This is a genomic window from Bradyrhizobium sp. LLZ17 (genome assembly GCF_041200145.1).
Taxonomy (GTDB): Bacteria; Pseudomonadota; Alphaproteobacteria; order Rhizobiales; family Xanthobacteraceae; genus Bradyrhizobium.
The window spans coordinates 1,322,525-1,337,533 of the sequence record NZ_CP165734.1; the positions used below are offsets into that span (position 1 = coordinate 1,322,525).

Genomic DNA, 15,009 nt, shown 5'->3' on the forward strand with positions numbered 1-15,009 from the left:
ATCGTGACATATTAACGCAGTCGTGGGGTCGAGTCATGTTTTGGTCTTCGATCGGTGATCCCAGCCTGCTTGGGCAGCCCCGCGAACAGGTGGTTTGTCAAGCGACGGCATTTGTCTTGTGTTCGCTCTAACCGCCAGCAGCACCGCTGCTCGAGCGTGTCCGCCCGCGGGTCTCCGTCAAACCGAGAATCCGTTCGCGCGTTCGGCTCCGCGCTGCGTCCATCAGGATGGCGCCGGCCCAGCGATAAACGTTGTTCTCCTTCACTTGCTGGCGCATCAGCTTCATGCGTTCGACCTGCTCATCGACCGGCATCGTCATCGCAATCTCGAACGCGGCCGCCATTTCCTCCGTGTCGTAAGGATTGACGATCAGCGCTTCCGACATTTCACGCGAGGCACCCGTGAAGCTCGACAACACGAGCACGCCTGCATTGTCTTCGCGCGAACTGACAAATTCCTTGGCGACGAGATTCATCCCGTCGTGGAGGCTGCTCACGACACACACGTCGGCCGCACGAAACAGCTTGAACACGTCAGTCGGTTCATAGTGCCGTGCAATCAGCCTGATCGGCGCCTGTTCCTCCAAATATTGCCCGTTGATCTGTGCTGCGAGCGCCTCCGCCTCTGACTGCAACTTCGAATAAGCGTCGAGCTTGCTCCGCGTCGGAGCCGCGACTTGAATGAAGACGAGCCGTCCCTTCCAGGACGGATTGCGGGTCAACAGCGCAGCCACCGCCCGCATGCGGTCGAGGATTCCCTTCGTGTAGTCGAACCGCTCCACTCCGACGATCAGCTTCGTCCCGGCCGCGAGTTCAAAGTGGGCAAAGACCTCGGCGCGGCACTTTTCACCCGCGGGCACCGTCTGGAGGGCGCTGGGAGGCCATTCGATCGAGATCGGATAGGCGCGGATTTTCGTCTCGTGGCCCGCTAGACTGACGGCCTGCACCTCGCGGTCGATCCGGCTCTCGACGAACCTGTCGACGCACTCGACGAAATTGTTGCAGTGGAACTGGGTGTGAAATCCGAGGATGGTGCTTCCGAGCATTCCCTCGATGATCTCCTCCTTCCAGGGGCAGATACTGAAGGTCTCTGCGTTCGGCCACGGGATGTGCCAGAACGAGATGATCGTCGCTTTCGGCAAGCGCTGTCGAATCATCTTCGGTGCCAGAGCAAAGTGGTAGTCCTGAACGAGGACGACAGGGTCTTCGGTGCGCGCCTCCGCCACCACCGCATCCGCGAAGCGCTGGTTGATTTCCCGATACATCCGCCAGTCACCGATCCGGAAAGCCGGGCGTACGAAGACGATGTGACACAGCGGCCAGAGCCCCTCATTGGCAAAGCCGTAGTAATAGCCATCCTGCTCATCTTCGGAGAGCCAGACGCGCCGTAGTGCATATGCAGGCGCCCCTTCTGGAACCCGGATCCTGTCATTCTCATCGACCGTGTCGCGATCCGCGCTTCCGCTGCCATGCGCGATCCAGGTGCCCCCGCAGGCGCGCATGATTGGCTCCAGCGCGGAGACAAGACCGCTCGCCGGTCTCTGCACGACGATCCCGCCGTTCGATCTGTTGTGGATGTACGACTCGCGGTTGGAGACAACCAGCACTTCCGCACCCGGTAGTACGCCATGGAGCACTTCCTGAAGCGCCGTCGGGGTCCAGTCGATCTGTTTGGTGAGATTGAACTGTTCAGTCTGCCGCAGCAGCTTGTGAATTTCGCGGTCCATCGCCGACCCGCTCGCCGGAAGATGCGCGCCGGGGGTGCCCTTCCGGACCTCGTCAACCGCACGCCTGAGCGAATTCATCCAGTTCCGCAGCATCAGGAGTGCGAAGATGATGGTACCCACCGTCAGCACCAGCACGACGCCAGCCAGGGAAGCCAACAGATAGGCCAGCACCTGGCTTGACCGCGCGCTCGCAAAGCTCAAGTCGGTCAGGATCACGAGATACGACCGACCCTTGGTGGTGATCACCGGGAATGCGGCGACCAGAATGCGCGTGCCGGCGCTCGCAATATTTGCGAAGCTCTCGTTTTCAGACCGCGCGATCTTCTCGCAGTTGAAGCTTGCCGGCATTTCCGGGGTCGGCGCGACCAACTCGCCGGCCTGATTACAGAACCCGACGGCCAGGATCTTCTTGTCCAGCGCAACCCGCTTGAAGAGATCGGCTAGCCGATCCCAGGATTGATCTTCGACGTCGCGGTCGAGAAATGGTTGGATCGCATTGAAGACAAGCCTCGATCGGGTCTCTACGTCACTTCGGGACCATTGCTCGACGATTCCGCCCGTGAACGGCGAAATGCCGAACGCGACGATGAACGCAACAGCGAGACCGAACACCCCAAAGCGAAAGAAATCCCGAAATCTGATTGGCACCAAGTTATCCTTCGAAGATGGCCAGTTTCTCTGTGGCCAGATGCACTCCATAGGGGGCGTCAGCGCCCCCGGTTCTTCGTTGCAATTGCGGCGATGATCAGAGCAAACATCGCCAGCCTCAAGCAGTAGAAGGCCGGCTCCAATTCATTGGAGATATGCGTCAGCCCAAGCGTAAAACGCGTGACTGCGTCGATCGCAAAAGCAAGGCCGAACAGCAGGAAGAAGGTGTCCGAGGTCTGGCGCCAGAACTTGAGGAAGAACAGCGTCGCAGCGAATGACGCCATCGCCACCGCGCCTGATAAAAGCGCCGTAAGATTGGTCCCCATCATTCGGCGTCCCAGATCAATCCGTAAAGGAGAGTCACCATTGCAACCAGCGCGATCAGCAGCCGCCAAAGCGACAGGTCGACGTCGGGCAGCACGATCTTGTCGATGACGAGCACGACATTGTTCAGGGTCAGCCCCACGAAGCAGAGGCCACTCCAGAGCAACAGGCTGTACTTCTCCCGCCGATACGCGCCAAGCAGCATGCCTGCGCAGACCGCTGATGTCGCAGCACAAAGACCGTAGATGAAAGGGGACATCTTCACGAACCCTTTCGGAATTTAAAGGCATCGGCAAATGAGCCGATCCGGCGAGATTTCGAGTGAACGATGTTAGTCACCGGAATGAGGTGACGCGAGTATGCCCCCAGCAACTCTTCCAGCAACTCGAGATTCTGCGGCGGTATTCCGTCGACGCTGTAGTTTCCGTCGACGCAGATGAGAAGCTCGGTCGCGCAAAGTCGGTTCAGTGCTTCGGCCGCTTCCGATTCGGCGATGTAGAGACGCTTCGCCAGCCCGGTCGCGTTCCAGTGAGACTGGGCGCCGGATCGAATGAGAAGAAGAGCCTCGATTTGGACCACGGAATCGATCCGCTTCAAGATGAAGCTGCGAAGCTCGTCAGAAACATACGGATCTGCCATTGCAAAGCACGAGTCACGGCGTTTGGTGACGGACGATCGCCGGCAAGGACACCGCTGCTTACCGGTCGTGGCTGCAGGTCGAACCTGCATCGCCTCCTCTGGGTCTCTCGGAGTTGCACGCAAGGCAAACGGACCGCACCACCATGCGGCCGGCAACTGCACGTCGTTCGTGTAAATGCGGCGTCCTCATCTCACAAGACTCGCAATGCGTCTGCGGATATTTGAATTCCAGCTTTTCCGTTTTCGACATCCCGCCCCCACGGTCCAACCATCAGCCGTCCCCTGCCGCAATCACGATCGAATCGTGGCGACTCTAAGAACTTGATGTGCAGCAAGCGGCGAAGCAATCGGCCTTAAGGCGCGATCTGTCCGATAGTGTACCGAGAATTTGCCGCGAACGGCACGGTTCGAGATGCATTCAGGGCTTTAGGATGGACGCGCCCGTGGTCTTGCGGCTTTCGAGATCGACGTGGGCCTTCGCGGCATCTTTCAGCGCGTAGGCGTGGTTGATCGGCACGTGCAGCTTGCCGTTGATGACCGCGGCGAACAGCGTGTCGGCACCTTCCAAGAGCTCCGAACGCTTGCCGATGTAGTCGTTGAGTTTCGGCCGCGTCGCAAACAGCGAGCCGTGATTGTTGAGCTCGGCGATCGAGAACGGCGGAACGGGACCCGATGCGTTGCCGAAAGAAACGAACATGCCGCGCGGCTTCAGGCAGGACAGCGAGCCCGGGAATGTCGCCTTGCCGACGCCGTCATAGACGACATCGCAGCCCTCGTTGCGGCTGATCTGTTTGACCCGCGCGACGAAATCCTCCTCGTTGTAGAGGATGACGTGGTCGCAGCCATTGGCCTCGGCGATCTCCGCTTTGGCGCGCGAGCCGACGGTGCCGATGACGTGAGCCCCGAGCGCCCTCGCCCACTGACATGCAAGCAGGCCGATGCCGCCGGCCGCGGCGTGGATCAGCACGCGATGATGCGGCTCGACCTTGAAGGTCTTGTGCAGGAGATACCAGACCGTCAGCCCTTTGAGCATCAGCACGGCGCCCTGCTCGTAGGTGATGTGGTCGGGCAGCTTGACCAGCTTCTCCCAGGGAATGTTGCGCTCGCCGGTATAGGCGCCGAGATTGTGGTAGTAGGCGACGCGGTCGCCGGGGTGGAAATTCGTCACGCCCGGTCCAACCGCGACAACTTCGCCCGCGGCCTCGTTGCCGGCGATGAAGGGCAGCCCCGGCGCCTTGTAGAGGCCGGTGCGGTAATAAACGTCGATGAAATTCAGCCCGACCGCATGCTGGCGGATGCGCACCTCGCCGGTCGCAGGCGCCGGCACCTCGACGCTTTCATAGACCAGCGCTTCGGGGCCTCCGACCTTGTGCACACGGACGGCTTTGGTCATCGCCTGAGCTCCTCGTCTTGCTCTCGGTCTTGTTGCGGATCAGCGAAAGACATCGCGACCGTCTTGTCAACTCGACGCTAACCGGAACGCTTGACCGACGGCTTGCCGGTCTTCTTGCGGTTGCGCTTCGCGAGCACGTTGAAGAACTCGACCGCCGCCGAGAACGCAATTGCGAAATAGATGTAGCCGCGCGGGATGTGGAATTTGAATCCATCCGCAACCAGCGCCACGCCGATCAGCACCAGAAATGCCAGCGCGAGCATTTTGGTGGTCGGATGCTCCGCGACGAATCGCGCCACGGGACCAGAGGAAATGTACATGATCAGGCAGGCGATCACGACGGCCGCGATCATGATCTCGATGTCCTGCGCCATGCCGATCGCAGTGATGATCGAGTCCAGCGAGAACACGATGTCGATGACGACGATCTGGGCGATCACCCAGACGAAAGCGTTACGGCCGGAGGCGCCCTCGCCATCCGCGTTGTCCGCGTCGACTTCCGCATGAATCTCGTGGGTCGCCTTTGCGATCAGGAACAGGCCGCCGCCGATCAGGATGAGGTCGCGCCAGGAGAAGTCGTAACCCGAAAGCGAAAACACCGGCGCGGTCAGGCCGATCAGCCAGACCAGCAGGCTCAGCAGGATGATCCGGAACACCAGCGCCAGCGCCAGTCCGATCTGGCGGGCGCGCAGCGCCTGCTTCTCGGGAATGCGCGACACCATCACCGACAGGAAGATAACGTTGTCGATGCCGAGCACGATCTCGAGCGCGGTCAGGGTCAGCAGCGCGGCCCAGGCCTCGGGACTGGTCAACAGATGCATCATGCGAAGGATCTTGCCAGCCGGATCACGGCGTCGCTGAGACAGATCCAAAGCGCGATCGCGCAGAGTGCGATGGTCACGCCAGTGCCGACGTGAAAATCCATCTCCAGCGCATACAGCCCGAGCAGCGCCCAGATCACGATCAGCGACATCGTCAGCCAGCGCAGCCGCGCGACACGGACCGGATGCAGGACGTGGAACGGCACGAAGGTCAGCACCACCAGGGCTGCGACCAGCAGCGTCGACCACAGCGGCGGCCAATGCAGCAGGAACAGGTAGAACGCAGCCGCATTCCACAGCGCCGGAAAGCCGCGAAAATGATTGTCGTCGGCCTTCATGCGCAGATCGGCGAAATAGAGTGCGCTGGTGACGATGATGGCGATGCCGAGCAATGGGGCTGCCACCGGCAGCAACAGGCCGCTCGCAACGATGGCATACGCCGGCACGAACACATAGGTGACGAAGTCGACCACGAGATCGAGCACGTCGCCTGACCAGTTCGGCTGCACGTCCTTGACATTCAGCCGGCGCGCGATCGGACCGTCGATCGCATCGATGATCAGGGCTACGCCCAGCCATTGAAACATCGCCGCCCAATGCTCGCGCACGGCCTCCAGCATCGCCAGTAGCGCGATCGCCGCGCCGAAGGCGGTGAAGATGTGCACCGAGAAGGCCGCGGCACGGATCGCAGGCGTCGGCTTCAGGGATTCCTCCTGGCTGTCCATGGCTCGTGCTATCAGAATGAGAACGATTTGCACATCCGCCATTGCGGCGCTCGGTCGCACATTCGTCATAAAATCAAGGGAAATCAGCAGGAAGGCGGGTTGCGTCATTCCGGGGCAACGCGAGCGTCGAGCCCGGAATCCATTTCACAACCAGCTCGGCGGCGCGATGGATTCCGGGTTCGCGCCAAGAGGCGCGCCGTGGAATGACGGAGACGAGAGTTCGGCTTGAATTTGCCGCCGGGCATGTCAATTGTCGTTCCATGACAGACGCCTCGACACTCTTTGACGCAGCCGTGATCGGCGGCGGACCGGCAGGCCTTGCGGCGGCCATCGCACTGGCGCAAGCGGGTGCCCGAACTGCGCTGGTGGCACGGCGCGTACCCTATGCCGACAACCGCACCACCGCGCTGCTCGGCGCCTCCGTCGATCTGCTGGACGGCCTCGACGTCTGGCCACGCTGCAAGGACAAGGCCGCCGCGCTCGAAATCATGCGGCTCGTCGACGATACCGGCCGGCTGTTCCGCGCGCCGGAGGTCCGCTTCTCCTGTCACGAAATCGCCGTGGACGCCTTCGGCTACAATATCGACAACCGCTCCCTGATGCTGGCGCTGGAAGCGCGCGCGGCCGAGTTGCCCGATCTCGTCCGTTTCGATGACGAGGCCGAGAGCGTCGTCGTCGAAGCCGCCGACGTCGCGCTCCGCACCGCCTCCGCGCAATTCTTGATGGCACGGCTGGTGGTCGGCGCCGACGGCCGGCATTCGTTGTGCCGAGAGGCGGCCGGGATCGCCGTGACACGGCGCGACCTGACGCAGACCGCGCTCACCTTCAATGTCAGCCATGCGCGGCCGCATCGCAACGTCTCGACCGAGTTCCATACGCCGCACGGCCCTTGCGTGTTCGTGCCCTTGCCCGGCAACCGCTCCAGCGTCGTCTGGGTCGCAGCTCCCGCCGAAGCCGAGCGGCTTCGCGCCCTGAGCGACGACGAACTGTCCGCCGCGATCGAGAAGCAGGCGCATTCGATTTTGGGACTCATGACGGTCGAGCCCGGCCGCAACCTGTTCCCGTTGGCGATCGAGCGGCCAAAGTCCTTTGGCCGCGACCGCATCGCGCTGGTCGGCGAAGCCGCCCACGTGGTTCCTCCGATCGGCGCCCAGGGCCTCAATCTCGGCCTCAGGGATGCCGCCGATATTGCGAGGCTTGCTGGCCAAGCGATTGCGGCGGGCGACGATCCCGGCGCGCCCGAGGTGCTCAAGCGCTACGACCGCGCGCGGCGGCCGGATATCCTGAGCCGGACATTTGCGATCGACATCGCCAACCGTTCCTTGCTCAACGACTTCCTGCCGCTCCAGCCGGTCCGCGCAGTCGGGATGCACCTGCTCGGCGCCATCGGCCCGCTCAGGCGCTTCGCGATGCGCGAAGGCCTGACGCCGACCTGGCGAAAATAACGTTTTACGGAAACACCAGCCGTCCGGTCTGGAGCAGCCACATCACGCTGGTCAGCGTCACCACCGACGCAAACGTCCCGAGCAGCACCGCGACGGAGGCGGATCTGATCCAGGCATCGTTCTGCCGGGCGATGACGAACACGTTCAGCGCCGGCGGCAGCGAGGCCATCAGCACTGCCGTCGCGGCCCAGGGCTGCGCGAACGGTCCGAACGCCAGCATCAACGCGAAGGACGCGAGCGGATGCACCAGGAGTTTGACTGCGATCACGCCCGGCACCTCCCAGGGCACGCGATCGAACGGACGGAGCGCCACCGTCACGCCGAGCACGAACAGCGCCGTCGGAGCGGCTGCGTTCTGGAGAAAGGTGATGGTGCGATCGAGCGCGACCGGCAGCTCGATATGCAGCGCCGCGACCGCTGCGCCAAAGCAGGCCGACATGATCAGCGGGTTGAGAACGATCTGCTTCAGCACGACGCCAAAGGCATGCATTAGCGAGGGATGGTCCCGGTCGGAGAGCTCGATCAGCAGCGGCACGATCGAGAACAGGAAGATGCTGTCACAGCAGAAGATCAGCGCGGTCGGCGCCGACGCCTTCGGTCCCAGCACGGCAAGCGCCAGCCCCGGTCCCATATAGCCGATGTTGCCGTAGCCGCCGGACAGGCCCGCGAGCGTCGCCTCGCGCAGCGTCAGCCGTCCCAGAATCTTGCCGACGACGAGCGCGATGGTGAAGGCCGCAACCGTCGACAAGGTGGTCGCAACCAGGAACGGCGGGTTGTTCAATTCCGAGAACGGCGTCTTCGACATGATCGCGAACAGCAACGCCGGCAGCGACACGTAGAGCAGGAAGAAGTTCATCCAGGCGAGGCCCGATTCCGGCAGCGATTTGACCTTGCCGCAGGCGAAACCGACGAAGATCAAGCCAAAATATGGTAGCGCCAGATTGAGGATATCGACCATTGATGAAGTGTTTTCTGAAGATTTGGGGGCGCCCCTTACCGGCAGGTTAAATCCAGATGAGGCCACTAGCATCGGCCACAATCCTGGTCTATCGACGGAGAATGATTAAAGCGCGGACCGCCAAATTCCAGATCGGGCAGGTCGTTCGCCACCGGATCTTCTCGTTCCGGGGCGTGATTTTCGACATCGATCCGGAATTCAACAACACCGAGGAATGGTGGCAGTCGATTCCTGAAGAGGTGCGGCCTCACAAGGATCAGCCGTTCTACCATCTGCTCGCGGAGAACGCGGACTCGGAATACGTCGCCTATGTCTCCGAGCAGAACCTGTTGGCCGACGAGTCCGGCGAGCCGATCCGCCATTCCCAGGTCGCCGAGATCTTCGTCAAGGACAAGACCGGCGGCTACCGCCCGCGCAATCCATCGCTGAACTGAGTTTCGCCCGACCAAGCGGCCCAGCAAAAAAGGCGCTCGAGGTGAGCGCCTTTTTCATGTCCGGATTTGAGCCCGCTTACTTCTGTGCCGCCGGAGCCGCGCCAGGCGCAGCACCGCTCTGCTCGAGCTTCTTGCGCTGCTCGTCAGCCTTCTTCTGAAGCTCTTCCTGGAGCTTCTTCTGGGTTTCCTCAAACACCTTCGGATCGGTCGGCGGGCCGTCATAGGCCTTCTGGAATTCGCCGGCGAGCGGCAGCGGCAGGGTCAGCGGCGCGCCGTTGGCGTTGATCGCCTGAACAACGAGATTCTGGCCCTTCTTCATGTTGTTGATGAGCTCTGGCGTCGCCTCGTAGTCGGACATGCAGCCGTTCTGGAAGCAGATCACATAGGGGCTCTGCAACGGCGGATTGTTGTCCACGATGATGCGGGTGCCGTGCACGAGCTGCATGCCGAGCGGCAGCGTCACGCGCAGTATCTTCTTGGGCTCGCCTTCCGGCTCGATGATCACGGCCGCGATGACCGGCTGGCCCGATTCGATGCGGCCATCCTTGCCGGTGAAGCAGACCTGTTTGGCGTTGGCGTCCTGGCCCTTGAGGCAGAACTTGGTCCAGGGCGCGTAGATCAGCTGGATCTGCTGATCCGCCGGCTGGGCGCCCGGTTGTGCCGGAGCGCCCTGCGCGGGCGCTTGCTGGGCCTGAGGCGCAGGTGCGGGCGCCGGAGCTTTGGGGGCGGCCTTTGGCGCAGCCTTCGGAGCCGTCTTGGGCGCGGCCGGAGCGGCGGTCTGGGCTTCTGCGGCAAACGGAACGGCCAATGCCGTCGCCGTCAACAGGGCGAGTACTCGCCCGCGCGGCCGGACGGACGCGGCCAAATAACGGAAATTCATTGCGGAAAACCCTTTCTGAACGGGAAGCGCCCGAACCGCTCCGAAGCGCCGAACCGAGCCGCCAGGCGCGGCTCTCTCCCCGTCAATTGAGGCGGATAAGTGACGGGCTCGGCGCTCGTGCGCGATTGCCCGCCTTCTTAACGCGGTCGACGAAAAGATCAATGCCGACAAGCGTGTTTGACCGCGCTGGCGCCGGCGCCCCATCAAATTCCCTGTGATAAGATTGAGGCCCGGCTGTCCTCGAATCAACGTGTACCAATGTTCATGTTCCAGCGCCTGCTCGAGGGCCCCGGTGTGCGCCTCTGCGTCGTCGCCTTTGCTCTGGCCGCCGGGCTCGCAGCAAGCGGCGTGCGAGCCGAGGAAGCGCATGCCATCGCGATGCACGGCAAGCCGGCACTAGCGGCCGATTTCACCCACATGCCCTATGCCAATCCGGAAGCGCCCAAGGGCGGGCGGCTGACCTGGGGCATGCTCGGCACCTTCGACAGCCTCAATCCCTTCATCGTGAGGGGATTGGCCGTGCAGCAGATGCGGGGCTACGTGGTCGAGAGCCTGCTTGCGCGCGGACAGGATGAGCCGTTCACGCTCTATGGACTCCTCGCCAGGACCGTCGAGACCGACGACCAGCGGAGTTATGTCACCTTCCGCCTCGATCCCCGCGCCCGCTTCTCCGACGGCAAGCAGGTCACCGCCGACGACGTGCTGTTTTCCTGGCAGCTTCTGCGCGACCACGGCCGCCCGAACCTTCGGCAATACTATGGCAAGGTCGCCAAGGCCGACGCGCCAGATCCCCTCACCGTCCGCTTCGACCTCGCGGGCGCCAATGACCGCGAATTGCCACTGATCCTCGGCCTGATGCCGATCCTGCCGAAACATGCTGTCGACGTCGCGACGTTCGAGGAGACGACGCTGACCGGGCCGATCGGCTCGGGCCCCTACCGGGTCACGGTGGTGAAGCCCGGCGCCAGCGTCACGCTGACCCGCAATCCCGATTATTGGGGCCGCGACCTCCCAGTCAATCGCGGGCTCTACAATTTCGACGAGATCAGGCTCGACTATTTTCGCGAGGCGAACGGCCAGTTTGAAGCCTTCAAGCGCGGCCTCTATGATTTCCGTGTCGAGAACGAGCCGCTGCGATGGCACGACGGCTATGATTTTCCCGCGGCAAAGAGCGGCGATGTGATCCGCGACACCATCAAGCCCGGCGTACCGCAGCCGTCGGAATTCCTGGTGTTCAACACGCGGCGGCCGATCTTCGCCGACATCCGCGTGCGCCAGGCGCTGACGCTGCTGTTCGATTTCGAGCTGGTCAACCGCAGCTATTTCTTCGGACTCTATTCGCGCGTTGCCGGCTATTTCGCCGGTTCGGAGCTGTCAGCCTACGGCCGGCCTGCGGATGCAAGCGAGCGCGAACTGCTCAAACCCTTTGCCGCGCGGATGCCGCCCGACATCATGGACGGCATCTATCGCCTCCCCGTCACCGACGGCTCAGGGCGCGACCGCACCACGCTACGCGCCGCGCTAAAGCTGTTGTCGGAGGCCGGCTACGATCTCGAGGGCACAGTGCTGCGCAACCGCGCGACCAAAGCCCCCCTCACTTTCGAGATATTGGTGACCACCCGCGACCAGGAGCGCATCGCGCTGGCGTTCCAGCGCGACCTCAAGCGCGCCGGCATCGAGCCGAGCGTGCGATCGGTCGATCCCGTGCAGTTCGACCAGCGCCGGCTGGGTTACGAGTTCGATATGATCCAGAACCGCTGGGACCAGTCGCTCTCGCCCGGCAACGAGCAATATTTCTATTGGGGCAGCGCAGCCGCGGACAATCCGGGTACCCGCAACTACATGGGCGCCAGGGATCCCGCGGTCGATGCCATGATCGCGGCCCTCTTGGAGGCCCGTGATCATACGGACTTCGTCTCGGCGGTGCGGGCGCTCGACCGTGCCCTGATCGCAGGCTTCTACACAATCCCCCTGTTTAACGTCTCCGAGCAATGGATCGCGCGCTGGAATCGGATAGAACGACCATCGACCACCGCGCTGTCCGGGTATCTGCCGGAGACCTGGTGGTCGAAGGGTCCGTCTCCAGCGAAGTGATGCCGTGAACCAGCCAGCCGTATCGCCGACGCTCGACACGTTGTTCCAGCGCACGCTGTCCCGGCAGCCGCATGCGCCCGCCTTGTTCGATCCCCTCAACAAGGCACGCATCACCGGACACCAGCCGCGGCGGCTGACCTATGCCGAGGCCGACACGGCGATCGAGGCACTGTCGGCGCATTTCGTCGAGTCGGGCCTGCCCGCCAATTCCGTCATCGCGATCCAGTTGCCGAGCACGGTCGAGTTCGTGCTGACGGTGCTCGCCGCCCACCGCGCCGGCCTCGTCGTCGCCGTGCTGCCCCTGCTCTGGCGGCATGCGGAACTGACCGCCGCGCTCAACCGCACCGCGGCGCGCGCCATCGTCACCATGAGCAAGCTCGATGGCGTCAGCTATTCCGACCTCGCCATGCATGCCGCGGCGGAAGCCTTCTCGATCCGCCACGTGTTCGGTTTCGGCCCCGACCTGCCCGAGGGCATGGCCTCGCTCGACGACGTCCTGGCGCGCCCGCCCGGTACCACGCGCGCCGTGATCCAGGACGGCCGCAAGGCGGCGATGATCTCCTTTGATGTCACGGCAGAGGGCTTTCGCCCGGTGCCGCGGCCGCATTTCAGCCTGATCGCCGGCGGCCTCGCGATGTCGCTCGAAGCCGACATCAAGCAGGGCGCGACCGTGATGGCGGCGTTCTCGCCGATGTCGTTCGCGGGCCTCGCCTCATCGCTTGCGGTGTGGCTGCTCTGCGGCGGCACGCTGGCGCTGCATCATCCCTTCGAGAGCGAGGTGCTGGAGCAGCAGATCAACGCGCATGAATGCGACGTGCTGATCGCCCCGGCGCAGCTCGCCTTGCGGCTTGGCGATTCGGATCTTGCAGCGCGGATGCCGACCTTGCGCAACGTCGTCGGTTTGTGGCGTGCGCCCGAGCAGGTGGCGGCGAGCGAGGCATGGATCGCTCCGCATGCGCCGCTCACCGACGTTTATCTGTTCGGCGAGGCCGGATTGTTCGGCGCCCGGCGCGGCGAGGACGGCATGCCCCTGACCGTGATGCCCGGGCCGCATGGCGCCCCGCGCGAGCAGTCCGGATCCTCGATTGCAGGCGACATTCTGCTGACGCCGAAGGGCACGCTCGGGCTGCGCGGGCCGATGGTGCCGATCGCGGCCTACGCTCCGCCACAGCCGGTTGGCGATACGCTGATTGCGCAGCCGCCGCGCGACTATGTCGATACCGGCTATGCCGCGCGGATCGATCGTGCCAGCGGCGCGATCTGCATCACCGCGCCGCCCTCCGGCATCATGGCGGTTGGCGGCTACCGCTTCCTCTCCAATGACTTGCAGGAATGGGCACGCCGGCTCGGCCAGGGCGCGCTCTTGACCGCGCTGCCCGACCGGCTCTCGGGGCACCGGCTGGCTGGCCGGGCCCAGGACAATGCCCGCGCCCGCGAGGCGCTCAGTGAACTCGGGCTTAACCCCCTGATGGTCGAAGCTTTTCGCGACCGCTCCGGGCCGACTTGAGCACAGTTTCGGCCCATTCGTTGACGCAGCATTAAGGCGGCCAAACTAGATTGCGCAGCATCGATTGCGTGATCAGAGTTTGTGATGTCCCAGGCGGGCCCGATCCTTTTTGTGTCCAATGCCGAGCGCCCCGCCTTCATTGCGGCGCTGGACGAGGCTCGATTCTTTCCCGTCGTCGATACCGATTGGGCCAGCGCCGCGCGCGCCGTCGAGCAGATGCAGCCGGCGGCCGTCCTTGCCGCGATGCATGGCGGGCACGAACCGCATATTGCGCTGCTTGCGAAGAAGATCGCGGATCAGCCGCTCTATCTGCCACTGATCGCCCTCGATGCACGGAGCACGCTGCCTCCCAACGCCCTGCCCTTCTCCTCACGCGACAATGCCGACGCCCTGATCGCACGGCTTCGCGCCGCGATGCGCGTGCGCACGCTGCATGCCACGGTGCTGCGCCGGCTGCCGGAGCTGAGGGTCGCGCCGCCGGACGCTGATCCCGTGCGCGATGCCACCGTACTCCTGGTCGGCCGCGGCGCGGCTTACCCCGCGCTCTCCGTCGCGCTCGGCGAACGCATGGGCGTCATCGGCGCGCTTTCGATCGAGGCGGCGGCAAAGCATCTCAACTCCCGCGACATCGACGGCGTCGTGCTCGCCGAAGGTTTTACCCCGCGCGTCACCGATGCCTTCCTCACGGTGCTCGCGGAGGATACGCGCTTCCGCAACCTGCCCGTGGTCGTCACCGCGCACCAGCTCGTACAAAGCTATGATTTGCCCAATCTCGAGCTGATCTCGGGCGAGCCTGCGAAGATCGCCGCCAACGCACTGCCCCTGATCCGCCAGCACGCAATGGAAGCGCAACTCAGCCGCACCCTGCGCTCGATCGACGCCGGCGGCTGGCTCGACCCGCGCAGCGGGCTGCTGACGGTCGAAGCCTTCGCGCGGGATTTTTCCAAGGCGGTCGAGCAGACACTTGGCCGCGGCGGCGGCCTGTCGGTGGCGCGCTTTGCCTTCGATCCCGGCAATCCTCGCGCGCAATTGGACGCCGCGCGGATCCTGAGCCGCCTGATGCGACAGATGGATTTCGGTGCCGCCCAGAAAGACGGCTCCGTGATCGTGGTGTTCGCCGAAACCGACTTCCGCACCGCTCATATGATCGCCCGCCGCCTCTCCGCGGTCATGCGGCATACTTCGAACGGCAAGCACGAGATGCGCAGCGATCCGGTGGTCTCGGTGGACTCGCTGTCGCCGTCGGATACGGCCCGATCGCTGCTCGCGCGGCTGTCGGCGGACGCCTCAAGGGCTGCGTCGTAGCTTTCTTCGGCAAGCTGCTGCAACAAAACATCGTCATTGCGAGCGCAGCGAAGCAATCCAGAATCTTCCCGCGGGCAACAGTCTGGATTGCTTCGCTGCGCTCGCAATGA

Annotated in this window: 15 protein-coding genes; 6 read left to right on the top strand and 9 right to left on the bottom strand. The window is 63.6% G+C overall.

Going from position 1 to position 15,009, the window contains the following annotated elements:
* Positions 1 to 127: 127 nt before the first annotated feature.
* Positions 128 to 1,897: a trehalose-6-phosphate synthase gene (locus AB8Z38_RS06540; RefSeq protein WP_369723612.1), complete on the bottom strand. Its 1,770-nt coding sequence runs from the start codon at positions 1,895 to 1,897 to the stop codon at positions 128 to 130.
* Positions 1,898 to 1,958: 61 nt separating this feature from the next.
* Between AB8Z38_RS06540 and AB8Z38_RS06545 the strand changes: the two genes are divergently transcribed.
* Positions 1,959 to 2,108 (top strand): hypothetical protein, encoded by a 150-nt coding sequence (locus tag AB8Z38_RS06545; RefSeq protein WP_369723613.1) that lies wholly within the window; start codon positions 1,959 to 1,961, stop codon positions 2,106 to 2,108.
* A 325-nt stretch (positions 2,109 to 2,433) separates the two neighbouring features.
* On the opposite strand, the gene AB8Z38_RS06550 is transcribed toward AB8Z38_RS06545, so the two are convergent.
* From AB8Z38_RS06550 to pcsA, 6 genes are all read right to left on the bottom strand, one after another.
* On the bottom strand, positions 2,434 to 2,700 hold the full coding sequence (locus tag AB8Z38_RS06550; RefSeq protein WP_369723614.1) for a DUF5985 family protein: 267 nt from the start codon (positions 2,698 to 2,700) through the stop codon (positions 2,434 to 2,436).
* Entirely contained in the window at positions 2,700 to 2,957 is a 258-nt protein-coding gene (locus AB8Z38_RS06555; protein WP_369726759.1) for a DUF5985 family protein, read from the bottom strand. The genes AB8Z38_RS06550 and AB8Z38_RS06555 overlap by 1 nt, the downstream gene beginning before the upstream one ends.
* A gap of 2 nt (positions 2,958 to 2,959) precedes the next feature.
* Positions 2,960 to 3,337: a hypothetical protein gene (locus AB8Z38_RS06560; RefSeq protein WP_369723615.1), complete on the bottom strand. Its 378-nt coding sequence runs from the start codon at positions 3,335 to 3,337 to the stop codon at positions 2,960 to 2,962.
* Between the two features lie 418 nt (positions 3,338 to 3,755).
* A complete protein-coding gene (locus AB8Z38_RS06565) occupies positions 3,756 to 4,730 on the bottom strand; it encodes a quinone oxidoreductase (protein ID WP_369723616.1) in 975 nt (324 codons plus the stop codon).
* Positions 4,731 to 4,807: 77 nt separating this feature from the next.
* Positions 4,808 to 5,554, bottom strand: a complete 747-nt coding sequence (locus AB8Z38_RS06570; RefSeq protein ID WP_369723617.1) for a TerC family protein — start codon at positions 5,552 to 5,554, stop codon at positions 4,808 to 4,810.
* Entirely contained in the window at positions 5,551 to 6,318 is a 768-nt protein-coding gene (pcsA, locus tag AB8Z38_RS06575; protein ID WP_369723618.1) for a phosphatidylcholine synthase, read from the bottom strand. The genes AB8Z38_RS06570 and pcsA overlap by 4 nt, the downstream gene beginning before the upstream one ends.
* A gap of 218 nt (positions 6,319 to 6,536) precedes the next feature.
* Between pcsA and AB8Z38_RS06580 the strand changes: the two genes are divergently transcribed.
* A complete protein-coding gene (locus tag AB8Z38_RS06580) occupies positions 6,537 to 7,721 on the top strand; it encodes a UbiH/UbiF family hydroxylase (RefSeq protein WP_369723619.1) in 1,185 nt (394 codons plus the stop codon).
* Between the two features lie 4 nt (positions 7,722 to 7,725).
* On the opposite strand, the gene AB8Z38_RS06585 is transcribed toward AB8Z38_RS06580, so the two are convergent.
* Positions 7,726 to 8,679 carry an AEC family transporter gene (locus tag AB8Z38_RS06585; protein ID WP_369723620.1) on the bottom strand — a complete coding sequence of 318 codons (954 nt, stop codon included), beginning with the start codon at positions 8,677 to 8,679 and terminating at the stop codon, positions 7,726 to 7,728.
* Between the two features lie 101 nt (positions 8,680 to 8,780).
* Here AB8Z38_RS06585 and hspQ point away from each other — a divergent pair, with 101 nt between their 5' ends.
* Positions 8,781 to 9,113: a heat shock protein HspQ gene (gene hspQ, locus AB8Z38_RS06590; protein WP_369723621.1), complete on the top strand. Its 333-nt coding sequence runs from the start codon at positions 8,781 to 8,783 to the stop codon at positions 9,111 to 9,113.
* A 76-nt stretch (positions 9,114 to 9,189) separates the two neighbouring features.
* Here hspQ and AB8Z38_RS06595 read toward each other — a convergent pair whose 3' ends face one another.
* Positions 9,190 to 9,993, bottom strand: a complete 804-nt coding sequence (locus tag AB8Z38_RS06595; RefSeq protein ID WP_369723622.1) for an invasion associated locus B family protein — start codon at positions 9,991 to 9,993, stop codon at positions 9,190 to 9,192.
* A gap of 258 nt (positions 9,994 to 10,251) precedes the next feature.
* On the opposite strand from AB8Z38_RS06595, the gene AB8Z38_RS06600 reads away from it, so the two are divergent.
* The 3 genes from AB8Z38_RS06600 to AB8Z38_RS06610 all read left to right on the top strand — a co-directional run bounded on the left by AB8Z38_RS06600 (position 10,252) and on the right by AB8Z38_RS06610 (position 14,899).
* Positions 10,252 to 12,087 carry an extracellular solute-binding protein gene (locus AB8Z38_RS06600; protein ID WP_369723623.1) on the top strand — a complete coding sequence of 612 codons (1,836 nt, stop codon included), beginning with the start codon at positions 10,252 to 10,254 and terminating at the stop codon, positions 12,085 to 12,087.
* A 4-nt stretch (positions 12,088 to 12,091) separates the two neighbouring features.
* Positions 12,092 to 13,594 carry an AMP-binding protein gene (locus AB8Z38_RS06605; protein WP_369723624.1) on the top strand — a complete coding sequence of 501 codons (1,503 nt, stop codon included), beginning with the start codon at positions 12,092 to 12,094 and terminating at the stop codon, positions 13,592 to 13,594.
* A gap of 84 nt (positions 13,595 to 13,678) precedes the next feature.
* Positions 13,679 to 14,899: a GGDEF domain-containing protein gene (locus AB8Z38_RS06610; protein ID WP_369723625.1), complete on the top strand. Its 1,221-nt coding sequence runs from the start codon at positions 13,679 to 13,681 to the stop codon at positions 14,897 to 14,899.
* Positions 14,900 to 15,009: the final 110 nt, after the last annotated feature.

What these genes read in the sequence shown, in the direction of transcription:
- AB8Z38_RS06550 (WP_369723614.1), bottom strand. Translation starts at nt 2,700, where the DNA reads ATGGGGACCAATCTTACGGCGCTTTTATCAGGCGCGGTGGCGATGGCG.
- AB8Z38_RS06555 (WP_369726759.1), bottom strand. Translation starts at nt 2,957, where the DNA reads ATGTCCCCTTTCATCTACGGTCTTTGTGCTGCGACATCAGCGGTCTGC.
- AB8Z38_RS06560 (WP_369723615.1), bottom strand. Translation starts at nt 3,337, where the DNA reads ATGGCAGATCCGTATGTTTCTGACGAGCTTCGCAGCTTCATCTTGAAG.
- AB8Z38_RS06565 (WP_369723616.1), bottom strand. Translation starts at nt 4,730, where the DNA reads ATGACCAAAGCCGTCCGTGTGCACAAGGTCGGAGGCCCCGAAGCGCTG.
- AB8Z38_RS06570 (WP_369723617.1), bottom strand. Translation starts at nt 5,554, where the DNA reads ATGATGCATCTGTTGACCAGTCCCGAGGCCTGGGCCGCGCTGCTGACC.
- pcsA (WP_369723618.1), bottom strand. Translation starts at nt 6,318, where the DNA reads ATGGCGGATGTGCAAATCGTTCTCATTCTGATAGCACGAGCCATGGAC.
- AB8Z38_RS06580 (WP_369723619.1), top strand. Translation starts at nt 6,537, where the DNA reads ATGACAGACGCCTCGACACTCTTTGACGCAGCCGTGATCGGCGGCGGA.
- AB8Z38_RS06585 (WP_369723620.1), bottom strand. Translation starts at nt 8,679, where the DNA reads ATGGTCGATATCCTCAATCTGGCGCTACCATATTTTGGCTTGATCTTC.
- hspQ (WP_369723621.1), top strand. Translation starts at nt 8,781, where the DNA reads ATGATTAAAGCGCGGACCGCCAAATTCCAGATCGGGCAGGTCGTTCGC.
- AB8Z38_RS06595 (WP_369723622.1), bottom strand. Translation starts at nt 9,993, where the DNA reads ATGAATTTCCGTTATTTGGCCGCGTCCGTCCGGCCGCGCGGGCGAGTA.
- AB8Z38_RS06600 (WP_369723623.1), top strand. Translation starts at nt 10,252, where the DNA reads ATGTTCATGTTCCAGCGCCTGCTCGAGGGCCCCGGTGTGCGCCTCTGC.
- AB8Z38_RS06610 (WP_369723625.1), top strand. Translation starts at nt 13,679, where the DNA reads ATGTCCCAGGCGGGCCCGATCCTTTTTGTGTCCAATGCCGAGCGCCCC.